This window comes from Bacillus cereus group sp. MYBK108-1 (genome assembly GCF_051917185.1).
Taxonomy (GTDB): Bacteria; Bacillota; Bacilli; order Bacillales; family Bacillaceae_G; genus Bacillus_A; species Bacillus_A cereus.
In genome coordinates this window covers 1-8,707 of sequence record NZ_JBQAHZ010000050.1, presented here as the reverse complement: position 1 = coordinate 8,707, position 8,707 = coordinate 1, and the positions used below count along the sequence as shown (strand labels likewise).

Here is an 8,707-nt window from a genome sequence, read left to right as displayed (position 1 = left end):
AAACAACAAATTCAAACATAATCTAAACATCTTTTTTCATCACACAACTCGATTAAAACGGTGCGACTTTTTAATGATATATATATATCTATGAAATGAAAATGCGAGCAAATTTTTTTCGTTTTCAGTTCATCATAGAGATACTATATAAACTCCGTAATTTCGGAATACAGAATTACAAAGAAAACAAGAATTTCGAAAATCGAAAAATCAAGATTTCAAATTCAACAAAGTTCAAAATCAAATTCCACATCAAAATCTCCCCCAAAAAATAAACCTTCAAAAAACGTACGGTATTTTATCGTTATATATATAACTAAAAAAATTCATGCGCACAATTTAGTTTTCCATCCTATACAGTAGTAACGGGAAGTTTTAGGATATAAACTATATAGCTTGTAAATTTAAAAAAGAATTCACAAATTCACGAAATTAAAGTTTTAAAAAAAGAAAGACAAAGTGTCTTTCTTTTTTTAAAACCAATTATCTTTTGTTTCTGACATCCGTTTTTTTATCTCTAACATTTTTTTCATTTGTTCTCTTTCTAACGGATCACTAATATCATCTAATTCTAATTTTTTTAACGGTTGTACAAATTTATAGCTGCCATTCTTTTTTTCAGCTAAATAATAATACTGTAATTCATCATTCCAATAATATATGACTTGTTCACTCAACATAAAAGCTCCCCCCAGTAATCACCTTAATATTAGCCCATTACACCATCATAGCATCAATAAAGCCCTGAAATTAACGCAATACAAAAGAGACAGTTCCAAAAGTAACCGTACCAAAAAGTAGTCCCAAATAACTGATAAACGCATCATAAAGCCAAAAACAAGTGTCTCAAAAAGTCCCTAAAATCATTTGCAAACGTTCATAAAAATATATATAATTTATGAACGGTAGGGTTATATGTTTTATATATATAAAAAACCGCACCCTTTTTGGGTTATTTTTCTTTGATGACAATCAATATAAAAGTCATTAAAATGAATAATATACGGTATACATGCAATAATAGTCGTAGTTATTCTTAAAAATAAAATTAAGTTCTAAATCATAAAAAAATCCTTCCAAGTGCGCCAACACTCGAAAGGATTAACCATTTTTTTATTTTCCAACCTTATTTTTACCATTTTCCAGTAGTTCTGCTAATTGTCCAGTTAGTAGAACTTTTTTCTTTTCATAATCCCCAGCAACATCAAATAACTTCGGAACATATTGTTTTATTTTCTTTCTCCAAGTACTTCTTTGAAATTTATCCATCATACCAAAATACCGACCATGGTAATCATTCATAATAGCTTCTAAAACTATACGATCACCTAACTTCATTTCACTTCCATCCAAACTAACTAAATCACCAACAATTATAGAATCAAACGGATTATAAGTTGACTCCATCCACTCACTTGCCTTTTTCTTACGTAAACGAGCTTCAAAACGCGTTACATGTTCTACATCAGGATACTGATCCAACGTGTCATTCTCTTCATTTTCTCGCTTCTTATCGTAAATACAAAGATGATTATCTGAAGCACGTTTCCCAACATACATCGTTTCCAATGATTTATCCCTATCTAGAAAAATACATTCTGATTTACTAGATAAATCTTTTATTTTCAACTCTGCAATCTTAATTGGATAATCACAAGCTATATGTATACCCGTAACCTCAACGTTTTCTAACAACCCTAATACAAGCCTTATAGATTCATCAACAACACGATTATATGCCATATGCTTAGGGTTAAACTCAAACCTAACATCTTTCAACAAACGATCATTTTTCTTTTTCCCGTTATTCGGAAGAAAACCATTTGCATCCAACTGTAAAAACAGTCCAGCATTCCTTAACAACTCATCTTTTTTAACTTCAATCAATTTCTCTTTATTTTCCAAAGTGTTAAGTAGTATCTGAACATGTTCCTCATGAATTTTTTCCATCGCTTCATTTTTAAAACCCGTTGCAAGTTCTTGCTCATCTATTTCAGATTTCAATGCGATTATTTCGCCTTTCAACTTCTCAATAGTAAGTTCTATTTGTCTCTCATGCCGTTTCAATTTCCGTTCATCAGTCAAACGACCATCTTCATCTGTTTCAGCTATCAATTCTTTCACATCAGCCAAACTTTCAAACAAACCTTGATACTCAGCATTAGAAAGTAACGATTCTCCAACTTCCCTTGCTTTCTTCTCCTGCTCTATTTGAATTTCTAATCTAATCCTATGAGAGATTAATTTCGGAAGGTCAACTGACGCTTTTTTCAATTCTCCCGCTAACTCAATATAACCACAATCAACAGAATCACATTTCAAAACTTCTTCATATCCAAAATTTTTCGAACGGTTTGCCTGCAATGAATATGGCATATTTGAACTTGTAACCACTCTTATAAACTCTTCTTTTTTAATACCTTCTTTAAAATCTGCAACAATACTTAGTTTATCAATCGTTGCATCCAATAAACTGGATTCTAGTACGTCATTCATAACAAATCCGTAACCCCCAAACAGTTGTATTTTGTGTGCTTGTCCAAGGTGTTTCTGAAGAAGGTAGAGAAATTCTCAACCTTTACCTGCTTATTAGAATAACAGGTAACTTTTTTTCGAGAGTCAATCTCCCTCAACTAAAAAATTATTTTCAAACACATTTACTTCCCGTTTTCTTTTTCCAAATAAGAAAAATAAAACTCAAATGCTTTTTCTGCAATTTCCGCTTTCGTAGAAAAACGTCCACTACTAACCAATCCCTTAATCCTTTCAGATGTTTCTTTCGGCAATCTAAAAGTCTCAGGGATTTTCGGATTCTTACCGTCTTTCGGTTTCCTACCAACAGTCACATAATTAGCTTTACTCATTAAAACACCTCCAAATAACCCAGCAACAACATGTTATCATTTCGTATGACGTTTTGTAAATGACTTTATTTTAAAAGAACATAAAATCCAAATAAAAAAGAACTCATAAAGAGTTCTCCCAACCTATAATTCATCTCCATAAACCAACCGATATAATCCATCAAACCCTAAACTAGCTTCAATCATTTTAATCATTTCTTTAGTGTAATAATCCAACTGATCATGATTCTGACTTTCAAGAAATTGTTTTTCATCAACTGTATTTAAAAGTCTCAAAATAAATTCCAGTTTCAAATCATGATTCCAATAAGGCATATCAGAGTAACCTTCAATCTCCGCTTTTATATTCTCAGACTTAAATTTTATTTTCACCTGTTCTCTAGACATACTTATCCCCCTTCCCCCTAGTTATAAATATTAGAAACAACACTAAAAAAAACACCATAAACCATTGATATCAAAGTGTTTTCTAATAACATCACCCCCTTCGTGCCCCGAGATGTTTCTAATATATCAAGTAAAAGATTGTTTTCTCACCTTCTATAAAAAACAAAGACCCTTGCATAATAAACAAAGGTCCTAATCATCCTATTAAACATTTTAAATATAAATTTCAATCAATTTACTTTTTGTTCTTCCAAAAAAGTATCAATTACATCAGTAGTTCCATCTGGAATACTCATCTTGATTTCTTCTGGAAGAAGTTCTCTAGCCGTATTCGCAATCGCCTTAGTAGTCTCAGGATTATTCCTTATAAACTTACCAGTTTTACTTAAAAATGCTGCAAACCAATTCTTTTTAGTCAACGTCTGTACTTGTTGCTTGAGGAAGTTTATTTCTCTAAACAATTTTTTAACTTCTTTTTCCAAAGATTCTTTTTCATTAATTTGTTCAGCTAATTTCTCTTCAATTAACGCTTTAAACTCTTCTAATTTATTTTCCATATCCTCCATTTCGGAGTGTGAAAAACCTTCATTAGGATCCAATTCCTTCTCTTCAAATAAAGAATCCACTTTACTTATTAAATCTTCAACCTGAGATTGATTTTTTATTACTTTTCTCGCTAAAGGTGTGGAATTAAATTCATCTTCCATCCGACTAATCCAAGAACGAATTTCAGAAAAATAATCATCCATCTGAGATATATTCTTATTTTGAATCAACATAACTTTACCAGGACTAAACTCACAACGAAATTCTAATGACGAATTAATATAAGTTTTAAAATAATAGCTCTCATCAAATATATATTTTATTGTTAATTCCTTCGTATGATTATCACCTTCTGGAATTATTATTGAGAAATCATCCTCTTCAAAAGAACTATTAAAACTTAAAGAAAAATAAATACTCTTCAAAAAAGAATTACTTACCATAAATCATCCTCCTTATTCGTATATTTAACATTAAGAATACATTAAAAGAAAATAATGATTAACGTTTTTTTATTAATCAACGCAAAAAACAAACGAATCTTGAAGGATTCCCAATGTCCTCGCAAATTCTTTCACCAACAATTTGCGAGGACATTATGCAAAGCTCTACAAACCTCGTTAAATTATGCAAAACAAGCTCCGCTAACGATACACATCTAAAAAGGGACTCACACAGAGCCCCCTAACATGCCATTATTTTTTATCATCCAAAGATACTAATACAGCACTTTCACTTATATCACCTAAACGTTCACTTATAGATTTCAAACCTTCACCAATCCCCGTAATTTGTTCATTCATTTCACCAATAAGTTTTCCAATGCCAGCTAATTGTTCATCCTTACGATCATAGTCATCAATTTTCATAGTCAATTCCAAAATCCTACAAGTCTCTTCAATCGTTAAATTATTTTTCTCAGCCAAATCCTTCACAGTGTTTATAAAATTCACTCCAAAGCTATGAAAATACTCCATCCTTGGTTGTTGATCAAATAACGTCCCCACACTATCTCTCCAATCCCTGGTCCCGATTTTTCTGTTGGATTCTTCCCACTTGTTTTAATCTCTTTTGTTGTTCTTCATGCTCTTGTTTGTGATTCAAGAACTTTTGAGCACCACTTACTTCGTCATCACCAGCAAAATGTCGTTTTAAAAACTTGCGATTCATCTTATCCAGTATACTCGCTTTAACATAACCAATCATTCCTGCAAGTTCAGGGAGCTTCTCCTTATACAAATCTTTCACTCGCTCCAACGTTTTCTTAAGAAAATCATTTTCGCCCTTTAATCCTTCATTTTCTCTTTTTAAATCCGTTACTTTCCTCTCTAAAAAACGTTGTTCTTTATATAAATTATCTTTTTCATATTCATTCTTAACCTTTTCGTTTTTAAGGTGCTTATTTTCCTCTCTAAGCGTTTCAGAAGACTTAGCTAATACTTTTATACTCTCAAAGTCTTCTAATGCAATCTCGACCGTTTTAGAGCGTATAAACCCGCCTTTCTCTTTAACAGGGATCTCATCTACACTTTTAGCTTTATCTAAAGATAATTTCAAATCATGAAGACGACTATCTATCTCATTCTTTTCCTGTTCTAACTTCTCTATTTCTTGTTGCAAAGTCACCGCTTTAAACCGCTGCGTCGATAAATGTTTCCTGTCGCTAGAAACACCACGCTCTATATCAAATCCCTTTTCCTTCACATGTTCATAGATTTTATCTTGTAGATCATGAAGCTCTGATTTGTTTTTAAAAAATGAATACGCTGATAGTTTTTGTTTTTCATTAACCGGAACCATGCCCACATGCATATGAGGTGTTTTTTCATCAACATGTACTGAAGCATATACAAAGTTCTCTTCTCCATACCTCGCCTTTAAAAAACAAACAGACTCTTCAAAGAATCGTCTCTGTTCCGCTTGAGATAAAGAATTCATATAATCAGGACTAGCCGAAATCATAAACGAACAACAAACAACAGCATCTTTCCTAATGGCTCTATCAGATATAACCCCGTCTTGAATTCTATCTTGAATTAGTTTTTTATAATCCACGTTCTCTTTACCATGAATCAAATCATAATTCTGTTCTGTTCGTTCTTGAATAATATCTGGATTTGAATGACTTTCTTTTTCACGTTGATTATGTATTTGTAATCCTTTCACATCTGTCATCTTGAATTTTTGCATATGACAAACCATGAATCTCGACATGGGCTTCGCTCCTTTTTCGGTGATAGTTCCATGTAAACTGTAGCACACTACAGTTTACTGCGTAAACACGTGTGCCCTATGGGACTTTTCGGCGACTACCGAGCCATGACAAGCATGGCAAAAACCATGGGCTTTGCCCAAACCCACAAGGGAAACCCTTCCCCTTGACCCCTTCCAATCGAACTCCCCAACCCCTCAATCCTTGAGGGGCTCCCTCGCCGGTAGGCATCCCCAAAACGGCTAACGTTTTGGAGTTCCAAGAGGGTTTTGAACAGTTAGTCTGTCAACTCCTTAATGCTCCATCATTTCGCTATCGCTCCATTCCGTCCGCTTACCGTTGACAGACACAATACACTCCCCCTCTTCTTAAGATATCTATCGTATCCAAAAATAAAAAAGGCACTCTATTAAGAGTGCCTTTTACTTACAATTAATTATTGTTATTGTTAGTATTTTGAGAATTAACAAGTGGTTTTTGAGGACTTGGCGCTGGCGGTCTCGGTGAAACTGGAGGACTATTTAATCCTCCTTTTTTTAACATACCTTCATTTAACATCTTAGGATTATTAGAATTAGAACTCATATAATCTCCCCCTTAAATAGTTTAATTAATATTTTGGAACTCTAATAATAGACTATTAGATTCACCTGTCAAATAAATACCATCTACTCTATACATTTCTTCAGATGTAGAATTTCGATAAACTACTACATCTCTTAAAAACAATTCACTTTCTTCATGCGTATCTGAAAAAGCTTCCACCCAACCTTGATACATTAAATCATTTTTCAAATCTCGAACAGTAACCCATTCTATAGTCGGCAACTCAAACACATACGCCCAAACATCCAGTTCTCCAAACTTTTTAGTAATTTTAAACTTAACAGCAAACTTATGAATTAATCTCGAATTTATAATAAACGATATCAAAAAACCTAAAAAAATCGCTACAACCGAAGTAATGAGAACTTCCGTTATATTTATTTCTGATTTACCATCCATCAAAGAAACCAGAAAGTTCATTTTTTGATTCGGTTTAAAACCATTCATTTTCACTATTAAATTATTCAAACATACAAAAATGTATACAAAAAAATAAGATGTTAAACCAAACAAGAAAGAGTTCAGTAAAAATACCTTAAATTCTCTCCCTTTATGTGTAGTTAAACTATCTACTATGACTGCTGAAATCAATCCTGGAAAAAAAATTAATAATAACCTAATAGTTAACTCGGAAAATTGCATAGTTCTCCTCCAAACACCAAATGTTTTACATATACTGACACAACAACCTTTATATTCTATCACGAATTCTTAGTTAAGAATTTTATATCCATAAAAAAAGGAGAGAAATTCTCCCCCTTCTTCTCTCCTTGAATCTACTTACTGTTTTCATCCACATTCGGAATATATTCAATTAAATCCGATAACTTAACATCCAACTTCTCACAGATCGCTAGTAATGTATCTAATCTTAAAGACGACACATTATCATTATGCCAAAGCTTATTAATAGAATTACGACTCACACCAGTTATCCTTATTAACTCCGCAATATTATCTATATTTTTTTGGGCCATAATCATACGAATGTTATTTACTAACTTCATTCCTCTTACTCCTTATATTCAATATACACTCCATTTTACTCATAAAGATAATTCTATGCAATTTATAAGTAAAAATAAACCTCTTAAACATTATATTTATTTATATTTATTGATATTTTAACTTCATAAGGTTAAAATATAACCACAGACAAAAAACAAAGAACAACGAACATGAAAGGAAGAACGACTTGGCATATCTAACAGCAAAAAAAGTAAAAGGAAACATTTACTTTTATGTATCTCAATACGTTGGAACACAACCATATTACTCAAAACACTATAAATATATAAATATTTACTCAATCGGCAATCAAAAAATAGCTTTAGAGAGAATCGCTATGTGGTTATTAGATAACAACCGCATACCAAAAGAACTAATAGAAATCGGAGTATCCATAAACGATGTGAAATATTGGTATGAAAAAATTGAAAAAACATTACAGAACTACTCTTTAACTAACCATAAAAATACCTAAAAGGAGCATTACTATGGCATTTCTAACAAATTACAAAGCAAATGGAAAAAGATACTTTTATGTAGAAAAATATGTTGGTAAAAAACCATATACCTGCAAACAAAGTGAACGTATTTATTCAATTGGAAACGAAAGAATCACATTAGAAAGGCTCACTTTATGGATTTTAGATAACAGTTTCATTCCAAGCGAATTAATAAAGATCGGAATATCAATTGACGATATAGAAAACTGGAGAGAAAAAGTAGAAAATACCATAAAAAGATACTCTCTATAACTAAAAACAAGAAAAAAGACTGATATTTTTGTCAGTCTTTTTTCTTTAACTATTTATATTTTTTCCATCACAAAAGGGTTAGATATTTTAATAATATATTTATATATTTAATAAAAGTTATGCGTGACTGTTTGTTTTTTTCATTTGCAAACAAAAACAAACAGACTTTAAGAGTAAAAAGGATTAAAAATATACAGAAATCACGAAATAAAAAATTCACAAAACAACAAATTCAAACATAATCTAAACATCTTTTTTCATCACACAACTCGATTAAAACGGTGCGACTTTTTAATGATATATATATATCTATGAAATGAAAATGCGAGCAA

Annotated in this window: 12 protein-coding genes; 2 read left to right on the top strand and 10 right to left on the bottom strand. The window is 31.6% G+C overall.

All coding sequences use genetic code 11. The features are described from left to right. Positions 1–473: 473 nt before the first annotated feature. The 10 genes from ACTFSL_RS30885 to ACTFSL_RS30840 form a co-directional block, all read right to left on the bottom strand. Positions 474–680, bottom strand: coding sequence for a hypothetical protein (locus tag ACTFSL_RS30885; RefSeq protein WP_440018739.1), 207 nt, complete (start codon positions 678–680; stop codon positions 474–476). 433 nt (positions 681–1,113) lie between these two features. Next, positions 1,114–2,496: a replication initiation factor domain-containing protein gene (locus tag ACTFSL_RS30880; protein WP_440042943.1), complete on the bottom strand. Its 1,383-nt coding sequence runs from the start codon at positions 2,494–2,496 to the stop codon at positions 1,114–1,116. A gap of 161 nt (positions 2,497–2,657) precedes the next feature. Then, positions 2,658–2,864, bottom strand: coding sequence for a hypothetical protein (locus tag ACTFSL_RS30875; RefSeq protein ID WP_000030440.1), 207 nt, complete (start codon positions 2,862–2,864; stop codon positions 2,658–2,660). A 123-nt stretch (positions 2,865–2,987) separates the two neighbouring features. Then, complete coding sequence (locus ACTFSL_RS30870; protein ID WP_242297003.1) at positions 2,988–3,251, bottom strand: hypothetical protein; 264 nt, start codon at positions 3,249–3,251, stop codon at positions 2,988–2,990. A 230-nt stretch (positions 3,252–3,481) separates the two neighbouring features. Next, the gene (locus ACTFSL_RS30865; RefSeq protein ID WP_242297002.1) at positions 3,482–4,240 is read right to left on the bottom strand and encodes a hypothetical protein; all 759 of its coding nucleotides are present in this window, start codon (positions 4,238–4,240) and stop codon (positions 3,482–3,484) included. 252 nt (positions 4,241–4,492) lie between these two features. Further along, positions 4,493–4,774, bottom strand: a complete 282-nt coding sequence (locus ACTFSL_RS30860; RefSeq protein ID WP_305928147.1) for a hypothetical protein — start codon at positions 4,772–4,774, stop codon at positions 4,493–4,495. Positions 4,775–4,805: 31 nt separating this feature from the next. Then, a complete protein-coding gene (gene mobV / locus ACTFSL_RS30855; RefSeq protein WP_440042941.1) occupies positions 4,806–6,011 on the bottom strand; it encodes a MobV family relaxase in 1,206 nt (401 codons plus the stop codon). A gap of 430 nt (positions 6,012–6,441) precedes the next feature. Next, positions 6,442–6,594: a hypothetical protein gene (locus tag ACTFSL_RS30850; RefSeq protein WP_440018734.1), complete on the bottom strand. Its 153-nt coding sequence runs from the start codon at positions 6,592–6,594 to the stop codon at positions 6,442–6,444. Positions 6,595–6,615: 21 nt separating this feature from the next. Beyond that, complete coding sequence (locus ACTFSL_RS30845; RefSeq protein ID WP_440018735.1) at positions 6,616–7,257, bottom strand: hypothetical protein; 642 nt, start codon at positions 7,255–7,257, stop codon at positions 6,616–6,618. Positions 7,258–7,391: 134 nt separating this feature from the next. Then, complete coding sequence (locus tag ACTFSL_RS30840) at positions 7,392–7,622, bottom strand: helix-turn-helix domain-containing protein (protein ID WP_440018736.1); 231 nt, start codon at positions 7,620–7,622, stop codon at positions 7,392–7,394. A 188-nt stretch (positions 7,623–7,810) separates the two neighbouring features. Here ACTFSL_RS30840 and ACTFSL_RS30835 point away from each other — a divergent pair, with 188 nt between their 5' ends. Further along, positions 7,811–8,098 (top strand): hypothetical protein, encoded by a 288-nt coding sequence (locus ACTFSL_RS30835; protein ID WP_440018737.1) that lies wholly within the window; start codon positions 7,811–7,813, stop codon positions 8,096–8,098. A gap of 13 nt (positions 8,099–8,111) precedes the next feature. Beyond that, positions 8,112–8,375, top strand: a complete 264-nt coding sequence (locus ACTFSL_RS30830; RefSeq protein WP_000874968.1) for a hypothetical protein — start codon at positions 8,112–8,114, stop codon at positions 8,373–8,375. Positions 8,376–8,707: the final 332 nt, after the last annotated feature.

Coding starts and splice junctions, on each gene's coding strand:
- ACTFSL_RS30885 (WP_440018739.1), bottom strand. CDS start 680: ATGTTGAGTGAACAAGTCATATATTATTGGAATGATGAATTACAGTAT.
- ACTFSL_RS30880 (WP_440042943.1), bottom strand. CDS start 2,496: ATGAATGACGTACTAGAATCCAGTTTATTGGATGCAACGATTGATAAA.
- ACTFSL_RS30875 (WP_000030440.1), bottom strand. CDS start 2,864: ATGAGTAAAGCTAATTATGTGACTGTTGGTAGGAAACCGAAAGACGGT.
- ACTFSL_RS30870 (WP_242297003.1), bottom strand. CDS start 3,251: ATGTCTAGAGAACAGGTGAAAATAAAATTTAAGTCTGAGAATATAAAA.
- ACTFSL_RS30865 (WP_242297002.1), bottom strand. CDS start 4,240: ATGGTAAGTAATTCTTTTTTGAAGAGTATTTATTTTTCTTTAAGTTTT.
- ACTFSL_RS30860 (WP_305928147.1), bottom strand. CDS start 4,774: ATGGAGTATTTTCATAGCTTTGGAGTGAATTTTATAAACACTGTGAAG.
- mobV (WP_440042941.1), bottom strand. CDS start 6,011: ATGTCGAGATTCATGGTTTGTCATATGCAAAAATTCAAGATGACAGAT.
- ACTFSL_RS30850 (WP_440018734.1), bottom strand. CDS start 6,594: ATGAGTTCTAATTCTAATAATCCTAAGATGTTAAATGAAGGTATGTTA.
- ACTFSL_RS30845 (WP_440018735.1), bottom strand. CDS start 7,257: ATGCAATTTTCCGAGTTAACTATTAGGTTATTATTAATTTTTTTTCCA.
- ACTFSL_RS30840 (WP_440018736.1), bottom strand. CDS start 7,622: ATGAAGTTAGTAAATAACATTCGTATGATTATGGCCCAAAAAAATATA.
- ACTFSL_RS30830 (WP_000874968.1), top strand. CDS start 8,112: ATGGCATTTCTAACAAATTACAAAGCAAATGGAAAAAGATACTTTTAT.